Here is a 19,699-nt window from a genome sequence, read left to right as displayed (position 1 = left end):
TTGTTGGTGGCTATCAGGTTCATATATCACGCTGTAACGGCAAACAAGACATTACCATTCCGCGATACAAAGGCGACTTTTAACACCACGAATTTGTAATCCCATCGCTTCAAAGACATGCTCAAAATCTTGACAAGATGCAGGCACATTAGGTAGCGACAATGAAGCCTCGGTAAAAAACGTCCGACTCAAATTATCCGTCTCTCCCCAAGCTAACTGCCACCAATCCAAAATTCGCGGCTTGGATGCGTTTAATCGATAGCTAGCAGGAATACGATCACGCTTGTTTAGGTTTTCAACCTTAGATGTTGGTAGTAAGTTCCACTTATCATTGTTGGGCCAATAAGCAAATGGCAAACAGTGATCAACGTGATACTCATTTCGTAATTTGCTTCCACTCCATACACTGACAATGTCGCAATGGCTGAGCTTCAACTGTTCAATTCTCTTTCGCACGACTCGCGTATCATGGTCTTTATCAATCCAGACCAAACAATCATGATACGTTTGCAGTGGAATACCCCGCTCTTGATTAGACCGAAATCGTTGCATTTCCATAATCCATTGGTTGACCACCAGCGGCTCAATCCAAGAGTTATACAATCGAAAACAATCCCAAAGGCTTTCATCCAACACAAACAGCCCATAACCTTCGAGGAACTCGCTATCCACAACAATTGAACGTTTTGGCTTCTTAGCTGAACGAATCATTTCAAAGTAAGGGTTTGATTTATCACCTTGATAGGTAAAAGTGACGGGACCATCTTTTATGGTTTTTAAGCTGTCTTTTATCGCTTTATCAAGCGCCACTGCATCTTCACCAAAAAATGTCGTGCCTATAGCAAGATCATCAGGACTTAAATGGGAAAGTCTGCCCCAGCCATCGGGCTTTATAAAACCTAGCCCTTTAGACGAGTTCGAGCTTTGCTGGATGTTCTCTTTATCGATTAAACGCTTAAATTGACGAATCCAATATAAGCCAACTAATCCTAATGGGATTGCAACTTTACCTTCGCTGCGATCAACCACTGCACCAGAATGAGCGTCTGCAATACGTAGTAAAGTACGTAGTAGTGCGAGCTTATAGGTAGCCGATTTGGAATCATTGACGATAATGTGGCGAACCTTATTCAGATCACCGGAACCATCATCAGGCAAAGACATCACTACAGTTTGCCAAGATACACCCGTTCGCTTTAACTGATCGTCATCGAGAGATACGTTTCTCACCATTAAAGCGCTATTCTTTGCAAACTTTTCGAGCTCTTCAACCGATACGGGATAAGCTTTACGACCGTCAGAAAAGTCACCGTGACGAAGGCTAATCACCAATCGACCATTAGGCGCTAACAAATTTGCAAGTTTGCGAAATGCACGTTCACGGTGCGTAGGCGCAAGATGCATCCATACCGCACTGACAAGAATTAAATCGAAGCGAAAGCCAAGATTAATGGTTTTCTCAAGCTTAGGTAATGCATCTTCAAGCCAAGTAACGGAATCGCCACAGTAAGACTTACCAAGCCTTAGAAGTGCTTGAGCAGGCTCAATCGCAACAACTTCACACCCATGCTCAGCCATCCATTTCGCGTCTCGACCAGAGCCCGCGCCAACATCTAACACACGATCTCCAGCCTGGGGCCAGAAGACTCTCCAACTCGCGTGGACATCCTCAAACTGGATCGATGTGTATTGCTTCGCGAAAGAGTCGGCGTGTCGGTCATAAAAGTTAGAAGTGGCAGGCATAAAGGTTAACGAAAGGTAATTAATATGCGTCCATATTAATTGCTAGAAATTGCAATGGCTAGAATGCCATTCAAAAGTTGTAGATAGAGTGGCAATTACAGCCAAAAACCTAAAAACGACAAAGCCCCGACAACTCAAAGAGTTATCGAGGCTTTTGAATAAATGGCACGCCCTATTGGATTCGAACCAATGACCACATCCTTAGAAGGGACGTGCTCTATCCAGCTGAGCTAAGGGCGCGCTACAGGGACAGGATTATACGAGTTCAAACGGGTAAATCAACGGGTTTTCATAACATTCTGATCTGAATGCCTAAAAAAAGTCCATTAAAACGCTTAATGTTCAAAAACACCACAAAGCAAACGTTTGCGTATGGATGTTGATAAGAAATTCTGCGACAATGCGCCGCAGATAATCTGCCTTCTTAATTTATAAGGAAAGTCATGACTGCTCAAAATATAGACGGAACTCTCATTTCCCAAACTGTTCGATCCGAAGTGGCTGCACGTGTTAAAGCACGTGTTGAAGCTGGGCTACGTGCTCCTGGTTTAGCAGTGGTTCTAGTTGGTGAAGATCCTGCTTCTCAAGTTTATGTCGGTAGCAAACGCCGCGCATGTGAAGAAGTTGGGTTTGTTTCTAAGTCTTTTGACCTTCCTGCGTCTAGCTCAGAAGAAGAGTTACTAGCGCTGATTGATGAATTAAACAACGATGATGAAATTGACGGCATTCTAGTGCAATTACCCCTTCCTGCGGGCATAGACACAACACATGTTTTAGAGCGCATTCACCCAGAGAAGGACGTGGATGGCTTCCACCCTTACAACGTTGGCCGTCTTGCACAACGTATTCCAAAGCTTCGCTCTTGCACGCCAAAGGGCATCATTACCCTACTCGACCGTTACAACATTGAGCTACGTGGTAAACATGCGGTTGTGGTTGGCGCGTCAAACATTGTTGGTCGTCCAATGACACTTGAGCTGCTGCTTGCGGGCTGCACAACAACAACATGTCACCGTTTTACCAAAGACCTAGAGAGTCATGTGCGTCAAGCTGACGTTGTCGTGGTTGCGGTTGGTAAGCCTAACTTCATCCCTGGTGAGTGGATTAAAAAAGGCGCAGTGGTGGTCGATGTCGGTATTAACCGTCTTGACTCAGGCAAACTAGTTGGCGACGTGGAGTACGACAAAGCACGTGAAAGTGCGAGCTTTATTACTCCTGTTCCTGGTGGCGTTGGCCCAATGACCGTCGCAAGTTTAATTGAGAACACGATGCTCGCTTGCGAACAGTTCCACACAGACAAATAACGTAAAACTTCAGATACGAAAAAGGCTCCGCAAGGAGCCTTTTTGCTAATTGTTGATATCTATTTCAATTACAGACTTAAAATCACGCCCGCAATCGAAGCGCTCATTAAGTTCGCCATGACACCAGCGATAATCGCACGGAAACCATGCTTAGAAACAAATGCACGCTTTTCTGGTACCAAAGAGCCCAACCCACCAATCAGCATCGCCATGCTTGAGATGTTTGCAAAGCCACACAAAGCAAACGTCACGATTGCTTGTGAGTGTTCACTAAGTTGAGACTTCACTTCTGCAAGCTGGATGAAAGCGACGAACTCATTCACAACAATCTTGTTACCAATCAACGAGCCTGCTGTGGTTGCTTCTTGCCATGGTATACCCAACAACCAAGCGACCGGCGCAAACACAAAACCTAGGATGAGCTCAAAACTTAATGGTGTCCCAATCAGATCACCTATCCAACCTAACATACCGTTTAGCATTGCAATGACACTAATAAACGCCAGTAACGTACCACCGACCGATACAGCAATGCGTACACCCGCCATGGCACCATCGGCTAATGCTTCTACTACGTTGGTTGCACGTGGAATTTCAACTTGGCTAATGTCGATATCTGCTGCTTTATCCGTATCTTCTGGCATTAAAATTTTTGCCATCAACAAGCCGGCAGGTGCAGACATAAATGCAGCAGCAATAAGATAGTTGAGGTCGACACCCAATGATGCGTAACCAACCAACGTTCCGCCAGCAACTGACGCTAAACCACCTGTCATAACTGCAAAGAACTGCGAGTCAGTCATGTGTTTTAAGTAAGGCTTTACCATTAATGGTGCTTCAATGGTGCCAACAAAGATATTCGCCGTAGCAGACAAAGACTCAGCACGACCGATACCCAGCAGCTTTTGAATACCACCACCGATAAAGTTAATGATTTTTGGCATCACACCAATGTGATAAAGACCTGAGATAAGAGAGGAGAAGAAAACGATGATACCCAGAACATTGATCGCAAAGGTGAAGCCCCCTGTCGCCAAATTACCGAATAAAAACGCAATGCCCTCTTGACCATAGTTGATCAAATTCGACACAACACTGCTCACTGAATTCAGCGCATCTCGTCCTGCTGGTACATATAAAACCAACAACGCAAACAGTACCTGCAAAGCAAACGCAAACGACACCGTTCTCAGCTTTATATTTTTTCTATTTGTAGAAAGTAGCCATGCTAGGAATAGTATGGCTACGATACCAATAATTGAGTTCATAAAATGAATCCGACAGAAGGGGGATATGGAAGGCACCGGATTGTATAGCGGACTCAAAATGCTGCAAGTTGAGGATGTTAACAGTGTGAAAAGTTTAAGCGACCAATAACTGACCAACAAAATAACCAATTGAATTTATTGAAGATAAACGTTTGCTTATTTTAATTATTTCCATATGGAAAATATGTTTCTGGTTCAGGAAAAATTTTTGTGAAGTGAATCACCTTATGTGTCGTTCTACAACGTCATTGATCCTGTTATTTAGGAATAGAGATGTAAGGCGCCAAACGTTGGTCCCAATGACAAGGGTTGCCGATCTTCTGTTTGATAAAGTTAATCACTGCGGATATTTTTTTTGGCATATGCTGGCGGCTTGGGTATACCGCATAAAACGGCATCGACTGGCTGGCTTTCCAGTCAGGTAACAGCTGTATTAACTTACCCGTTCTAAACTCATCCCCCAGCAAGTAAGTGGCAAGGTAGGCAATACCCCAACCTGCAATAGCCGCATCCCGAACGGCTTCTGCCAGATCCACTGAATAGTTACCCGAGACTTTTACGTTCAATTCTTTCTGATCTTTGGTAAACGCCCACCCCGTATAGTCACGCTCCCAGCTTCTGTATATGAGGCAGTTGTGAGCAGATAGGTCATCCGGTTCTGCTGGCGTGTCATGTTTCAATAAGTAATCTGGCGATGCCGCAACAACAAACTGGCAATCCGTCAAACGCTGCGCAATGTAACCTTCAGGCAAATGCTCATTGTTGGTTACCCATAAATCGAGCCCTTCGGCTAACATATCGACCTTATAGTCAAACAGATGTACTTCCACTTGAAGTTGAGGATACAGTTCGCGTAACTCTTGAATCGCTGGGATGATGTGTAAGGTACCAAATGATTGCGACAACCCAAGACGTACCAAACCTGCCACTTCATCCCGCTGGGTTTCCATCTCTAATGTGGCGCTGCTCACCGCTTGTACCACTTGCTCACAGTGATGAAAAAAGGTTTTCCCTGCCTCAGTCGGCGTAAAGCTTCGCGTAGTGCGTTGAACAAGCTTGATACCAAGAGACGCTTCTAACTGACTCAACTGTTTACTCACATGAGACACCGACACGCCTAAGCTCTTTGCAGCAGCTGTGAAGCTTTTGTGTTTAAGAAGAGCGGAGAAAATCACCATTTGTGCGGCACGTTCAGATAACACGCTTTACCTCGATTTGGTTATAGAAAAAACAAAGGGCTCCGAAGAGCCCTTGTATTGAAGACTGAATGCCAAATTGTTTGATGGCAGATCAGTATTTAATGCGGTCAGCCAAGTGACTCACAGCAAGTGCGAAGTAGTAAGAGCGGTTCCACTTCATCAATACGTTGTAGTTATTGTAAACCAGATACGTACGACCATTCTCGTCGTCCGGCATGATCAACCATGCTTTGATGTCTTCATCCAGTTTTGGCAACGGGCTACCGTCATATTTTGTGATACCTAATTGGCTCCACTCTTGAAGGTATTTGCCTTTTTCAGCCGTGCGCCCTTCTAGGCTGCGATCAATATTTTTAGGAACCTTAACTTGGCGACCCCAAGTATATTTATCATCCCAACCAGACTTGCTCAAATAGTTAGCGGTTGATGCAAACACGTCCGCTTCAGATTGCCATATGTCTTTTTTACCATCACCGTTGCCGTCAGCAGCAAAACGAAGGAAAGAGCTTGGCATAAACTGGCATTGACCCATCGCACCAGCCCATGAGCCTTTAAAGTTCTCTAGCTCAATATGGCCTTGATCGAGGATCTGAAGTGCCGACATGGTCTCTTTACGGAAAAACTCTTCACGACGGCCTTCAAATGCCATTGTGGATAGTGCATCAATCACTTTAAAGTTGCCGGTAAACTTACCAAAGTTACTTTCAACTCCCCAAAGTGCCACAATAAAGCGCGGGTGGACACCGTACTCATCGCCTATACGCTTTAGCTCAGTGTAATGCTCTTTGTAGAGTTGTCTGGCTTGCTTCACCTTCCATTCAGGCACCGCGCGAGGAATGTACTCATCCAATGTCAGTTTCTTTTCTGGTTGGTTTCGGTCCGCTTTTACTGCTCGGGGCTTGTACTCAACATTAGCAAAAGCAGCACTAATGACCTGCTCTGAGATACCTTTATCACGAGCTTCAGCACGCAGCTTATTCAAGTATTCATCAAAACCCTCGCTACTTGCAAAAGCCGAGGTACACATACCAACGCTAAGCATGGTAGCCAGTATTTTTTTCATATTGCCCTCCTTGAGCAAGGCAGAAATCCCAGATGAAAAACGATGACGTTATTCGCCTTTCTGCTGGGCTTTTTGTTCTTTGTACTTTTCTAATAGGTTCTCCGGCGGCGGTGGAACCTGAAGAAAGAAGCCATCATTTTGTAATGAAGCCTTCACTTTTTCGATATCAACTTGTGCCAATTTACGGCCATCAAGTTTAATCGTCATGACAGCGATAGGCTTACCGAACATCTGCATTAAGGTGTCAGGAACCTGTGAAAAATCATCCTTTTTCGGAATATAGAGATAAGTACCTTCTTTTTTCGAGCTTTTATAAATAGAACAAAGCATGACACGCCTTTTATGCTGATTTAGCCGCGTTGAGTGCGGATTAGGTTGTAAACGTCAAATTCTCGCAAACTTAATAGCAAATTTGAGATTAATTCACCTATTTGCCCACGAGAGAACTTGCTGCGTCAAAGGATGAAATATAACATGACATACCTAGTTTAAGGCAACGCTCTTTCAATAAAGGCAAGAAGTCCACGATGACCCATTCACCAGACCTTAAAGGTAGCAGTTTTACATTGTCAGTTTTACACCTTTCTGACAATGAGATCGCAAAGACTGTCGAATTTTTGCAAGAAAAAGTTTCTCAAGCACCTTCTTTTTTTGCATCCGCGCCTTTGGTAATCAATATAGCAAAAGTACAAGGCGACATTGATTTCCCTAAGCTTAAACAAGGCATCTCAGATGCTGGTTTTATTCCGGTCGGTGTAACGGGCTGTAAAGACAAGCGTGTACAAAACCTTGCTTCCGAAGCTGGCTTCGCCATTATGTCGGCGAGCAAATCACCAAGCCAAGCACCTGCCAAAATGGCACCAACGAAAGTAGTTCGTACGCCTGTCCGCTCAGGACAACAGATCTACGCAAAAGATGGTGATTTGGTGGTGCTAGCGCACGTCAGTGCAGGTGCTGAAGTCATTGCTGACGGCTCTATTCATATCCATGGCACACTTCGAGGTCGTGCGATTGCAGGAGCAAGTGGTCAGCAGGAAGCGCGTATTATTTGCCACGATTTACAAGCAGAACTGGTATCCATTGCGGGTGACTACTGGTTAAGCGATCAAATTGAAAGCGAGTACTGGCAAAAGAAAGTAATGATCAGTAAAGCCGATGAATCATTACATTTAGAAGTTCTCGCGATTTAATCTAAAAAGGAAAAAAAATGGCACGCATTATTGTAGTAACGTCTGGTAAAGGTGGCGTTGGTAAAACCACTTCAAGCGCAGCCATCGCCTCTGGTCTAGCTCTTAAGGGAAAAAAGACCGCGGTGATCGATTTTGACATCGGTTTGCGTAACCTCGATCTAATCATGGGCTGTGAGCGCCGCGTCGTGTATGACTTTGTGAACGTCATTAACGGCGAAGCGACATTAAACCAAGCGCTGATCAAAGATAAGCGCACGGACAACCTATTTATTCTTCCTGCTTCTCAAACTCGTGATAAAGACGCACTGACAAAAGATGGTGTTCAGCGCGTATTCGGCGAACTTGATGAAATGGGCTTTGATTTCATTATTTGTGATTCACCAGCAGGTATCGAGCAAGGCGCGTTAATGGCCTTGTACTATGCCGATGAAGCCATTGTCACAACGAACCCAGAAGTCTCTTCTGTGCGTGACTCTGACCGCATTCTCGGTATTTTAGATTCCAAGTCACTGCGTGCAGAACAAGGGCTAGAGCCAGTAAAACAGCACCTTCTACTGACTCGCTACAACCCATCTCGCGTCACTCAAGGCGAAATGCTAAGCGTTGAAGACGTTGAGGAGATCTTACATATTCCACTACTGGGCGTGATTCCAGAAAGCCAAGCCGTGCTTAACGCGTCAAACAAAGGTGTGCCAGTCACTTTTGACGATAACACCGATGCGGGTATGGCTTATTCTGACACCGTTGATCGCTTATTAGGCAATCAGGTTGAATTTCGTTTCCTTACTGAGGAGAAGAAAGGACTCTTTAAACGACTCTTTGGAGGCTAGACATGTCATTATTAGAATTTTTCCGTCCACAGAAGAAAACTTCTGCGAATCTAGCTAAAGAGCGTTTGCAAATCATTGTCGCAGAGCGCCGCAGCCAAAATGATCCTGCGCCGTCTTACTTGCCTCAATTAAAAGAAGACATCTTGAAGGTGATCAGCAAGTACGTGGCAATTGATCCAAATATGGTTGACTTAACATTTGAGCACAAAGACGACGATATCTCAGTTCTTGAGCTAAATGTGAAGCTACCAGACGAAGAAAAGTAATCAGTTTCTCTCGCCAGACGAATGCTCTAATTAGAACGAAAAAGGTTGGCATCGAGGCCAACCTTTTTCATCTTTCATTACTTTAATGCTTTGTTCATCTTGTCGCCGAGTAAATCCAAACGCCACCCTTGCATCAAATCAGGCAACACTTCTGGGTCACGATCTTTTTTCCAAACCCAACTGATCAACTGATTGATCTGCTTTTTAGAGGCAAGGAACTCCGTGGCTAAACCTGACTTCTGCGAAGCCGATTTCACCAAGTCTTTCATATTTTTGAAGACCTGCTTGTAACCCGGATAGTCCATTAAACGCTCAATTTTCGCAGGATACTCTTCAGAAGGTGTTTGCTTCGCTTGTTTAACAATCGCGGCAATCTTCGCGCCATGGCGGTTAATCGCTCGGATATCAATATCTTCTGCTTCCATCTTCTTAAAGTTCGTTAAACCAAGACGAGCGACCGTTAATAGATCACCTTCTTTGAAGATAAAGTTCAGCGCTAAATCTCTTTTGATTGCTTCACGATAACGCCACGTCGCCAATGGCTTTAAAATCGCCAGCTCAGAAGGTTTTAATTGCCAAGCGCCCTTAATATCAAGGTAGGCATGCTCTTCATTGGTTACGCGAATACGTTTCGAAACGAGTAAATCACTTTCTTGCTGTACAGCTTCCCACCAACCTGCTTGCGTCACCTTATCGAACAGCTTTTCGTATAACGGTAACAAGTAATGAACATCTGCGGCAGCATAATCTAATTGCTTTTGTGTCAGTGGACGAGCCATCCAGTCGGTACGTGATTCACTTTTGTCGAGCTCTACGCCTAAATATTCTTCCACCAGCGATGCGAAGCCTGTCGATAGGCCGTGACCGAGAAAAGCGGCCATCAGCTGCGTATCCACCATAGGGAATGGTGTACAACCAAAAGCGTTTTGGAAAACTTCTAAATCTTCACCACATGCGTGCAGCACTTTTAGCACAGAAGTATCTTTTAATAGCGCTACAAACGGCGTCATATCCGTTAATTCAGTCGGATCAATCAGCGAGAGGCGATTACCATCGAAAAGCTGAATCAGACCTAACTGCGGGTAGAAAGTGCGAATACGAACGAATTCGGTATCCAGCATCACTACGTCTGCCTCTCGGGCATGAGTGCAAACCTCTTCTAGGTCTTTGTTTTTAGTAATAATTTGATAGTTCACATACTTCTCGCTATAAAAAATGCCAGCAAAACGCTGGCATTCTATCATTTTTTAAATCTCTCGACTCGACGAAATCGGCTTATGCGCTTTTCTTCGCAAGTTCAGCGTCATTCTCTTCGCGTAAAACACGACGCAAGATCTTACCGACATTGGTTTTAGGTAAGTCTTCGCGGAATTCAACCAACTTCGGAACTTTGTAGCCAGTTAGGTGTTCTCGACAATGCGCGATCACTTCGTCTTTGGTCAAGCTCGGATCGCGTTTCACGACATAAATCTTCACTAATTCACCAGACACTTCATGCGGCTGACCAATAGCAGCAACTTCAAGTACTTTGCCGTGTAGTGCTACAACGTCTTCAATTTCATTCGGGTAAACATTAAAGCCTGATACTAAGATCATGTCTTTCTTACGGTCAACGATATGCAGGAAGCCTTCGTCATCGAACTTAACGATGTCGCCAGTTGATAGCCAGCCGTCTTCGTTAATCGTATCTTTCGTTGCTTCAGGTCGTTGCCAGTAACCTTGCATAACCTGAGGACCACGAACTTGAAGTTCACCAGTTTCAGTATTCGCAAGAGCGTTGCCTTCTTCGTCCACGATACGAACTTCTGTTGATGGTACCGGCAGACCAATAGAGCCATTGTATTCAACAAGATCATGCGGATATGCCGCCACCAACGGAGAACACTCTGTTAGACCGTAACCTTCGAGCAAATAGCAACCCGTGGTCTTTTGCCATCTTTCTGCCACTGAGCGCTGCACTGCCATGCCGCCGCCAACGGCTAAACGTAGATTACTGAAATCCAACTCGTGGAAGTCTTCATTGTTGACCAATGCATTAAATAAGGTATTCACGCCCGTAATCGCAGTAAACGGATGCTTTTGTAGCTCTTTCACGAACCCTGGAATATCTCTAGGGTTCGTAATAAGTAAGTTACGACCACCCATTTCAACAAACAGCAGACAGTTTACGGTAAGAGCAAATACGTGATACAGCGGTAATGCTGTCACGACTAATTCACGCCCCGGAGATAAAACCGGTCCGTACGCGCCTTTTGCCTGTAGAACGTTCGCAATCATGTTGCGGTGAGTCAGAATCGCGCCTTTCGCGACACCTGTCGTCCCCCCCGTATATTGCAGGAATGCAATGTCATCCCCAGACATAAACGGTTTAACGTATTGTAGACGACGACCTTTACGTAGAGCCTGACGCATTGAGATTGCACCAGGTAAATCGTACTTAGGCACCATGCCCTTAACGTACTTCACGACAAAATCGACAATCGTACCTTTCGCTCGTGGCAGCATTTGACCAAGACTGGTTAACACTACGTGTTTGACTGGTGTTTTATCGACGATTTGTTCTAGCGTATTCGCAAAGTTAGACACAATCACAATCGTCGTCGCACCTGAGTCATTCAATTGGTGTTCAAGTTCACGAGGAGTGTAAAGTGGGTTAACGTTTACGGCGATACAACCTGCACGCAAAATACCAAATAATGCTACTGGGTATTGCAGTAAGTTTGGCATCATCAGAGCAACGCGGTCACCCTTTTGCAGTTTTAACTCGTTTTGCAGATACGCTGCGAATGCGCGACTACGCTCTTCCAATTTACGGAAGGTCATAACCGAGCCCATGTTCATGAATGCTGGTTGGTCTGCATATTTTTGTACAGACTGTTCAAACATTTCTACCAAAGACTCATATTGCTCTGGATTAATGGTTTCAGGTACGTCACTTGGATAACGTGAAAGCCATGGTTTATCCACGATGTTACTCCTCGTTTATAACTGGCTAAAAAATAGCGTCCTTTTTATTTTGAAAGCTATTACAGCACAGCGAACGTGCTTGAGCACGCAACTCTCAAACACTTGTTTAAATTTTGTTAACTACACCAAGAATTCGCGTTGCGACCTCGAGTATTTGCTCTAAATGACAGTGATGACCACCCTTGACAGAAACCACTTGCGGTGGGTTCTCTCCCCAATCAGCTTGGTTAGATGGTAAATTCTGAAATCCTTGATCGCCTAATACAATCAAATGAGGACAACGTATTTGGCTGGTAATCGAGTTAGCATGCGCTTGCGCCATTCGGTAAAGCGACGCACATTTTAACTTGGCGTCATGCCGCCAATACCATTTATCTCCTCGCTGCTCTGTTCCACGCTCGACTATCGGTAGAAGTTGCTCAGCGGTTAATTGGTTGGCTTGCATGCGTAATTTTAACGCCAGATCGAAGGAGGCAATGGCTCGCTCTGGCTTGTTTTGCTGTCTTATTCGACTTAAAACGCCATCGCGAAGACGAGGCAAACTGTTAGTAGGATCCTCATGAAGAGGTCCTGCTCCCTCAATTTGCACAAGAGCTTCGACCTGCTCTGGAAACGCTGCACTATAGCAACTTGCGATTAAAGCACCAAGTGAATGCCCTACTAATATCAGTCTGTTTGGTGATAATTCGTCCAAAAACTGATACAAATCGGCAATATAGTCGTGAAAGGGGTAATAATTATCGTGAGATTTATGACTCGATAAACCGTGACCAAAATGATCGATGGCGAGGAGGTGTAAGTGAGGATTAAGTTGATTCAACTGCTCCATGAGCGCTTTAAAGCTGCCCGCATTATCTAACCACCCATGAAGAAAAACGACTGACAAGTCAGCCGTTTTCTCGTTCCCTATCTCAAGGGCTGCCATTTTGCCGGCAGGAAGCTCGAATTGACGCTCATGCATCGCAGATTATTTGACCTGTTTTATCACTTTACCGTCTTGCGGGAAATCATTACGCCACATGCGGCAGTTAATCGAGTAACATGGGTAAAAGTAGGTTGGCGAGTCATACATGCGTACACGTTCTTCAATTTTCCATAAACGGTACCCTTCCCCCTTAATTACTGGGAAGATGTAACCGTGCTCACCGATCTTTCCTTCTTCTTCCCCTGCTCCTTTGCCTACAACCGTCACCAAACGGCCTTCACTAAAGGCGACAGGCTCTAAATAGCCATCAAAATAGGCGACAAAACGCCCCGTAGGCTCTTCATCAATATCAGGTTTACCAGACTTACTGATAGGAAGGTTTACAATCTCTAGACGCGTTTTATCTTTAAAGTTATCCACTTTAGCGATGATTCCACCAAGGCGAACATCTTCACTCACTTGCCCCTGAGACTCAGCAAAAGCTTTATAGTCTGTAACGACCAATTCTGTGCTTGCATTTAGCTCCTCTGGCAACGAGCTACACGCAGACAAACCAACCGTAGCAAATAATGCGAGAAAAAACCGTCCAAAAACCTTCATAAACCACCTTTCAATATTTGTAACCCCAAGCTGGGGAGATCTCACACGTAAATATCGACACCAAGTAATTGAGCCAGTTCCTCTTTTTTAGCTCGATTCATGACATCCATGTACTGCTCCATTGCTTTACGTGCGCCCCCTTCAGGAAGGTCATATTGCACTTGAGCTCGGTGAATTTGGGACTCATCCACGTGTTTTATGGAGTGCGCCACGGCGTTAGCAACCTTTGAAGGCTGACCTACAGGCTGCTTTGTTTGTGATTTATTTACCTGCTTCTTTTGACTGGCTTTATTAGTGCGATTTGCACCGGGAATCAAAGAAGGAGGCAAGCCATTAATCGACGCCATAGCACTCCATAAAAATACAGGGCAAACGCCCTGCTTTTTGTCAGGTTAATGAAAAACGGACTATTCGCGACCAGGAAGTTTTTTCCATGTCACATTATCACGTAAATAAACAGGGCTCGAATCTTCGACCGGCACGGTATTACCCTTTTTAAATTCTTGTTCAGCAAGAATCACAATGTCTTGTGAATCAGGGTACAGAACGTCACCATGCGTCAAATTAAACGGTAGGTCTGCTAATACTTCTTGGTAAGCATCCCAACCAGTACCTGCTGTCGTCCACGTTTTGTCGTCTGCTTGTGCTTCTTCAACTAGACGTGCTGGTGGAATTACGCACTCTGCATCCATCTCTGCCCACTCACCGTTTGCTTGGCGAGTGTAACGTGCCCAGTAAACTTCACCCATACGTGCATCAATGGCCACAGCGACATCGGTCACACCATGTAAGCGATAGCTACCTTGAGCCATTGCAGCCAGCGTTGAAACGCCGATCATAGGTAAGTCAGCACCGAACGCCAAACCTTGTGCGATACCAATACCGATACGAACGCCAGTAAAGCTACCTGGACCACGTCCAAACGCTAACGCATCCAGCTCTTGTAGAGTCAGGCCAGCTTCTTTGAGTACTTCATCAACCATTGGCAGTACTTTTTTGGTGTGATCGCGTGGTGCAACCGCGCTACGTGAAATCACTTGATCATTAGCCAACAACGCAACTGAACAGTTTTCAGTCGCTGTATCGATAGCAAGAATTTTTGCGCTCATTTAACTCTCTACAACTTTCATTTATTGGGTTATGCCTCAGCACTTGCGTCTGTGACAGATTGTTCTGCTTTCAGGAATGCTTTGATTCCATCTAAGTCTCGCGTCCTTGGGATAGGTGGTAGGCTTCCGAGGAAAATACCACCATAGTCTCGCGTGACGAGGCGATTATCACAAATGATCAACGCACCGTGATCCTTCTGATCTCGAATTAATCGCCCTACTCCCTGCTTTAACGTAATCACTGCATCCGGGATTTGTACTTCAGCAAATGGTTCACCGCCACGTAATCGACAATCCTCGATACGGGCTTTGAGTAACGGATCGTCAGGGGCGGTAAACGGTAATTTGTCGATAATAACACAGCTCAGCGCATCACCTCTAACATCAATCCCTTCCCAGAAAGCGCCCGTCGCCACGAGTAAAGCGTTACCCAGTTCCATAAACTCCGCCAAGGTTTTCTGCTTACTCATCTCCCCTTGCATTAACACAGGCAGCTCAAGTACTTCTCGGAACTTCTCACCTAGTTCACGCATCATGCTGTGCGAGGTACATAAAAAGAAGCAGCGACCATCATTTTCTTCAATCACCGGAGCAAGCATTCGGACTAACTTATCCGCTAAGCCGTTACTGTTTGGCTCTGGCAAATACCTTGGCACACAAAGGCGCGCTTGTTTTTGATAATCAAAGGGGGACGGCAGAGAAAATTGCTTTGTAGGCTTGAGGCCAAGGCGCTCAGTAAAGTGCTTGAAATCGCCCGATACGGCTAGGGTTGCTGACGTGAAAATCCAAGCGCCTTGTTTAATCTCTATTTGCTCATGGAACTTGTCCGCGACAGAAAGAGGCGTAATGTGCAGAGCGAAATGACGAGGCGAGGTATCGTACCAGTATGAGTAACCGGTAATATCGACATCACAGACGCGGTCGATACGGCCTTTGATCAAATTGGCTCGTTCAAAGGCCGTATCCAGTAATTGACTGCGCCCTAAAGCTATTTTGAGTACATCAATCGCCAATTCGAGGCTGTCAGTTAAGCGCAATAATTCTCGCTTAATGGAACCTGATTGCAACGCCTCACGCCAGTTGCCACGAAAGCCTGGTTCACCCAATACAATCCGCATGTCCATTGCGCTTTGCATGAGTTTGTCGCCCACTTTTTGCAATTGACGCATATCTTTGGCTTCGGTGCGGTAGGCTATTTCAATGTCTTTGGCAAGATCGTGAATTTGGCGGCTTGAAACTGACTGGCCGAAATATTCGCTCGCAATATCTGGCAACTGATGAGCTTCATCAAAAATAAACACATCGGCTTCTGGAATCAGTTCACCAAATCCTGTTTCTTTAATCGCTAAATCAGCAAGAAACAAGTGATGGTTCACTACAACAATGTCGGAATCCATGGCTCGCTTACGCGCTTTCAATACAAAGCAATCAGTGTAGCTCGGACATTCTTTACCTAAACAGTTATCATTGGTTGAGGTGATGGTCGGAATGATCATGCTGTCTTCTGGTAGATCATCACAATCCCCAAGGTCACCTGTTTTGGTTTCTGATGACCAAGCACGCACTTTAACCAGTTGAGTTAATAACGTCGGGTCAGATTCATTAGTGTGGCTTTCGACCATTTGGCGGCTCAAACGATCCAAACACAGATAATTAGAACGCCCTTTTAATAACGCCACTTGGCCATAAAAACCAAGCGCATTGACCATGAGCGGTAAGTCACGATGGTACAACTGCTCTTGCAAGTTTTTCGAGCCTGTACTGATGATCACTTTTTTACCGCTTAACAGCGCAGGGACTAGGTAGGCGAAGGTCTTACCGGTTCCGGTTCCTGCCTCCACCACCAACTGGGTTTGATCTTTGATCGCACTGCTGACGGCTTCCGCCATATCGATTTGTGGCTGACGAGCTTGAAAGCCAGGAATGGCCTTACCTAACGCGCCATCAGAGGAAAAAGTTTTTGCGATCATGCTTGGTATTGAGTTTGAAAAATTATCGAGAGTATATCAGAGGAATAGGAGTGACATCAGCCCACAATCTGACCAGCTTGCGGCGACACGCGGATATTTTGTTGAAACCAACGTAAGAATAGATTATTTATGGTGAAACATGGCAGTACAGTTACACCCGCTAGGGAATAATAACAAATTCGTACGCTAAAATATTAATGCATGGAAGTACCTGATTTATGGAAAAGAAAACACTGTTGACCCACTGTTCTGACGCCCCGGGTCTCATCTCGAAAATTACTAATATCTGTTACAAGCACCAACTCAACATCGTTCACAATAACGAATTTGTTGATAATACCAGTGGCCACTTTTTCATGAGAACGGAGCTGGAGGGATACTTCAACGATCAAACGTTTCTTGCCGACTTGGACCAAGCTCTCCCGCAAGGTGCTAAGCGTAAATTGGTTGGCTCTCGCCGTAAGCGCATCGTCATTCTCGTCACAAAAGAAGCGCATTGTTTAGGCGATATTCTGATGAAAACCTACGATGGAAGCCTAGATGTTGAGATCGCCGCTGTGGTGGGGAATTACGACAAACTGCAAATTCTCACTGAACGCTTCGACATTCCTTACCACCATGTGACCCATGAAAACCTTAGCCGTGAAGAACACGAGCAGAAGATGCTAGAAGTGATCGATCAATACGATGCTGACTTTTTGGTGCTAGCTAAATACATGCGCGTATTAACGCCGACGTTTGTTGAGAAATATCACCACAAAATCATTAATATTCATCACAGCTTCTTACCTGCTTTTATTGGCGCGAAGCCATATCAACAAGCTTACGATCGCGGTGTGAAAATCATCGGTGCAACAGCACACTTCGTGACTAATGATTTAGATGAAGGGCCGATCATCAAGCAAGACGTAATTCCTGTCGACCATACATTCAATGCCCAAGATATGGCGCAAGCGGGACGCGATGTAGAGAAGAACGTATTGAGTAAGGCTTTGAATAAAGTGATCAATGACCACGTCTTTGTTTATGGGAATAAAACAGTGATCCTGTAATCCCTCCGTACTAGTTACAACGATAGTGAAACCCGTCCAACTTGACGGGTTTCATCTTTTCAGAAGATCCCCACCCCCTCCAATTCTAACCATCAAAGTTAAACCGATACGTTATAATTTTTCATTTCTCTACAACTATTTACTGAGAGAATGATTCCGTTTATCATTTATCCTCCTTATAATAAACCACGTTAATATTACGGAATTAAAATGAAAAAAACGTTAGTGGCTTTTCTGATTGGGCTGACTTTACCAGCAACCACAATCGCAGATACTCTTGAGCCTGTTCAGAATGATGTATCCACTCGCATTATCGGCGGCGAACCTGCCAACACTTCCGACTGGAAATTTATTGCTTCACTGGTACGTAAAGGACAACCTACATCTATTGGTCACTTTTGTGGTGGCAGTTTCCTAGGTGGAAAATACGTATTAACTGCTGCGCACTGTGTGGAAGGTCTTAATGCGGACGATATAGATATCGTTCTTGGCCTTTATGACCAAAACAACGAGTCTCAATCGCAGCGTATCGCTGTTAACAATATCTATTCACATAATGAATATAACAGCAATACAACGAACAATGACATCGCTCTTATTGAATTAGAACACAATATCGATAGCGCAACGATTGACCTGGCAACGCCAGAACTTTTAGATAGCGTACGCGTAGGAGACAAGTTGCACGTGGCTGGATGGGGAAATACGTCCACGACAGACCGAATATACCCAACCGTTTTACAACAAGTAGATTTGGAATACGTAGATCGAGCTACCTGCCAAAACCTACCAGGAAACTACTCTAATGTATCAGATGACGGCATTTGCGCTGGATACTATTGGGGAGGTAAAGATAGCTGCCAAGGAGATAGCGGCGGTCCGCTCATCGTTGACGATAACGGCATCAACAAGTTATTAGGAGTGGTCAGTTGGGGTGATGGATGTGCTCAACCAAATGCTTATGGTGTTTATGCAAACGTCGCTCATTTTCAGCACAATGGTTGGATAGATAGTCATCGTAATACTATCAGCTATACCCAGTATCGAGATCTTCATTTCGTTGAGCGAAAAGGACAGCAAGAGACCTTTACTATTCGTAATGACGATACTATCCCATTCAACATCTACGAAAGCACAATATCATACGGAAGTACCATCGAGAAAAGCACTTGTACTGGTACCTTAAAGCCTTCTCAAAGCTGCCAAATTACCGTGGGTTACCAACCTAGCTATTCAGAGTCAGTAACAACGATAGAGCTCTTTACCGATCATCCGAAACTGTCCAAACTTATAACAACGTTTAAGTATACAGGTGTAGATAAAGCAAGCAGCTCATTGAGCAGTGCCATCCCACTAGCTGGCGCAAATGTTTACACCAATGAATACGCTTGGACAACTGAAAATGGTGAGCTTCAGTCAGCAGAAATGGGAATGTCTACTGGTGCATCCATCTTGCATTTAACCGATTTGCCAAAAGGCAAACTATCCATGGATTTTAAAGTCCTATCCGATGGTTTCGATTATTTTGTCGTTTTTGTCAACGGCCAAGAGTATGACTACACCCGCCAGCTTCTTGATTACAGTGAACTTTCTATCGATTTTTACAGGAAGTCAAACACGGTTACTTTTGCTTATCTGAAAAATTACGAGTTTAGCGGTGGTTACAACGCGCAAGCGTATATTCGCAATATCAAGATGTCAGTTAGTTCAGATAACACTAGCGAGAGCAGCGTAACCAAAACATCAAGTTCAGGCGGCAGCTTCTCAATTAGCCTATTAATGTTGCTGGCCGCAGGTCCTTTCCTACGTCGCAAAAAAGGACAATAAGATGCAATATGTACTCAAAACAATGCTGCTTGGCTTGAGCTCCATCAGTTTAGTCGCTTGCTCGGCAAATACAGAAACGCAGCAAGGTCTAGAGTCTGAACATCAAGCCATCATGGTTGAAGCGTATCGAACTAGCGATAGTCAAATTTCATTTATCGCCGAGTCTAATGGCTGCAGTAAGAACGATGACTTTAGCTTAAAAATAGAGCAAAACTCTTCAACGGAAGCCCTGCTCACAATCGTCAGGAACAAAGTGGATCATTGTAAACGAATGCCGTTTCCAAAGACTTTCACACTCACTCTAAATGAAGAGTTGAAAGGCAAAAAACTTTCCATTACCAACCCAAAACGCAAATCACCGGCTAAATAGTGATTCGCTTACGAAA

19 protein-coding genes and 1 tRNA gene are annotated in these 19,699 nt (G+C 44.7%); 7 read left to right on the top strand and 13 right to left on the bottom strand.

Annotated elements, in window-relative coordinates:
• Nucleotides 1–51: 51 nt before the first annotated feature.
• Together R7O03_RS12280 and R7O03_RS12275 are read right to left on the bottom strand one after the other, a co-directional pair.
• Entirely contained in the window at nt 52–1,743 is a 1,692-nt protein-coding gene (locus R7O03_RS12280; protein ID WP_005382296.1) for a class I SAM-dependent methyltransferase, read from the bottom strand.
• Nucleotides 1,744–1,906: 163 nt separating this feature from the next.
• Nucleotides 1,907–1,983, bottom strand: a tRNA-Arg gene (locus R7O03_RS12275).
• Between the two features lie 203 nt (nt 1,984–2,186).
• On the opposite strand from R7O03_RS12275, the gene folD reads away from it, so the two are divergent.
• Nucleotides 2,187–3,047, top strand: coding sequence for a bifunctional methylenetetrahydrofolate dehydrogenase/methenyltetrahydrofolate cyclohydrolase FolD (gene folD / locus R7O03_RS12270; RefSeq protein ID WP_005382297.1), 861 nt, complete (start codon nt 2,187–2,189; stop codon nt 3,045–3,047).
• A 68-nt stretch (nt 3,048–3,115) separates the two neighbouring features.
• On the opposite strand, the gene R7O03_RS12265 is transcribed toward folD, so the two are convergent.
• From R7O03_RS12265 to R7O03_RS12250, 4 genes are all read right to left on the bottom strand, one after another.
• Complete coding sequence (locus R7O03_RS12265) at nt 3,116–4,315, bottom strand: NupC/NupG family nucleoside CNT transporter (protein WP_005382298.1); 1,200 nt, start codon at nt 4,313–4,315, stop codon at nt 3,116–3,118.
• A 257-nt stretch (nt 4,316–4,572) separates the two neighbouring features.
• Nucleotides 4,573–5,517: a LysR family transcriptional regulator gene (locus R7O03_RS12260; protein WP_318131729.1), complete on the bottom strand. Its 945-nt coding sequence runs from the start codon at nt 5,515–5,517 to the stop codon at nt 4,573–4,575.
• 88 nt (nt 5,518–5,605) lie between these two features.
• The gene (locus R7O03_RS12255; RefSeq protein WP_005388330.1) at nt 5,606–6,577 is read right to left on the bottom strand and encodes a lytic transglycosylase domain-containing protein; all 972 of its coding nucleotides are present in this window, start codon (nt 6,575–6,577) and stop codon (nt 5,606–5,608) included.
• Between the two features lie 48 nt (nt 6,578–6,625).
• Complete coding sequence (locus R7O03_RS12250; protein WP_005382303.1) at nt 6,626–6,907, bottom strand: YcgL domain-containing protein; 282 nt, start codon at nt 6,905–6,907, stop codon at nt 6,626–6,628.
• A gap of 197 nt (nt 6,908–7,104) precedes the next feature.
• On the opposite strand from R7O03_RS12250, the gene minC reads away from it, so the two are divergent.
• The 3 genes from minC to minE are packed head-to-tail and all read left to right on the top strand — an operon-like array spanning nt 7,105 to nt 8,863.
• Nucleotides 7,105–7,767 carry a septum site-determining protein MinC gene (minC, locus tag R7O03_RS12245; protein WP_005382304.1) on the top strand — a complete coding sequence of 221 codons (663 nt, stop codon included), beginning with the start codon at nt 7,105–7,107 and terminating at the stop codon, nt 7,765–7,767.
• A 17-nt stretch (nt 7,768–7,784) separates the two neighbouring features.
• Nucleotides 7,785–8,597, top strand: a complete 813-nt coding sequence (minD, locus tag R7O03_RS12240) for a septum site-determining protein MinD (RefSeq protein WP_005388331.1) — start codon at nt 7,785–7,787, stop codon at nt 8,595–8,597.
• Nucleotides 8,598–8,599: 2 nt separating this feature from the next.
• Nucleotides 8,600–8,863 (top strand): cell division topological specificity factor MinE, encoded by a 264-nt coding sequence (gene minE, locus R7O03_RS12235; protein WP_005388332.1) that lies wholly within the window; start codon nt 8,600–8,602, stop codon nt 8,861–8,863.
• A gap of 77 nt (nt 8,864–8,940) precedes the next feature.
• Here minE and rnd read toward each other — a convergent pair whose 3' ends face one another.
• The 7 genes from rnd to R7O03_RS12200 all read right to left on the bottom strand — a co-directional run bounded on the left by rnd (nt 8,941) and on the right by R7O03_RS12200 (nt 16,434).
• Nucleotides 8,941–10,059 carry a ribonuclease D gene (gene rnd / locus R7O03_RS12230; protein ID WP_138939406.1) on the bottom strand — a complete coding sequence of 373 codons (1,119 nt, stop codon included), beginning with the start codon at nt 10,057–10,059 and terminating at the stop codon, nt 8,941–8,943.
• A gap of 79 nt (nt 10,060–10,138) precedes the next feature.
• Entirely contained in the window at nt 10,139–11,830 is a 1,692-nt protein-coding gene (gene fadD, locus R7O03_RS12225; protein ID WP_005382216.1) for a long-chain-fatty-acid--CoA ligase FadD, read from the bottom strand.
• Between the two features lie 106 nt (nt 11,831–11,936).
• Complete coding sequence (locus R7O03_RS12220) at nt 11,937–12,791, bottom strand: alpha/beta fold hydrolase (RefSeq protein ID WP_005382215.1); 855 nt, start codon at nt 12,789–12,791, stop codon at nt 11,937–11,939.
• Nucleotides 12,792–12,797: 6 nt separating this feature from the next.
• Nucleotides 12,798–13,355, bottom strand: coding sequence for a Slp family lipoprotein (locus R7O03_RS12215; protein WP_005382214.1), 558 nt, complete (start codon nt 13,353–13,355; stop codon nt 12,798–12,800).
• Between the two features lie 41 nt (nt 13,356–13,396).
• A complete protein-coding gene (locus R7O03_RS12210; RefSeq protein WP_047102883.1) occupies nt 13,397–13,702 on the bottom strand; it encodes a hypothetical protein in 306 nt (101 codons plus the stop codon).
• 60 nt (nt 13,703–13,762) lie between these two features.
• Nucleotides 13,763–14,464 (bottom strand): tRNA (adenosine(37)-N6)-threonylcarbamoyltransferase complex dimerization subunit type 1 TsaB, encoded by a 702-nt coding sequence (tsaB, locus tag R7O03_RS12205; protein ID WP_033906910.1) that lies wholly within the window; start codon nt 14,462–14,464, stop codon nt 13,763–13,765.
• A 29-nt stretch (nt 14,465–14,493) separates the two neighbouring features.
• The gene (locus R7O03_RS12200; RefSeq protein WP_005382210.1) at nt 14,494–16,434 is read right to left on the bottom strand and encodes an ATP-dependent DNA helicase; all 1,941 of its coding nucleotides are present in this window, start codon (nt 16,432–16,434) and stop codon (nt 14,494–14,496) included.
• A gap of 218 nt (nt 16,435–16,652) precedes the next feature.
• Between R7O03_RS12200 and purU the strand changes: the two genes are divergently transcribed.
• The 3 genes from purU (at nt 16,653) to R7O03_RS12185 (ending at nt 19,683) form a co-directional block, all read left to right on the top strand.
• Nucleotides 16,653–17,486 carry a formyltetrahydrofolate deformylase gene (gene purU / locus R7O03_RS12195; RefSeq protein ID WP_182036772.1) on the top strand — a complete coding sequence of 278 codons (834 nt, stop codon included), beginning with the start codon at nt 16,653–16,655 and terminating at the stop codon, nt 17,484–17,486.
• A gap of 210 nt (nt 17,487–17,696) precedes the next feature.
• A complete protein-coding gene (locus R7O03_RS12190) occupies nt 17,697–19,313 on the top strand; it encodes a serine protease (protein ID WP_318131728.1) in 1,617 nt (538 codons plus the stop codon).
• Nucleotide 19,314: 1 nt separating this feature from the next.
• Nucleotides 19,315–19,683, top strand: coding sequence for a hypothetical protein (locus R7O03_RS12185; RefSeq protein WP_318131727.1), 369 nt, complete (start codon nt 19,315–19,317; stop codon nt 19,681–19,683).
• The last annotated feature ends 16 nt before the right edge of the window (nt 19,684–19,699 follow it).

Source organism: Vibrio sp. Vb2960 (assembly GCF_033337665.1).
GTDB lineage: Bacteria > Pseudomonadota > Gammaproteobacteria > Enterobacterales > Vibrionaceae > Vibrio > Vibrio alginolyticus.
This window is presented reverse-complemented; position numbering and strand designations above follow the sequence as displayed.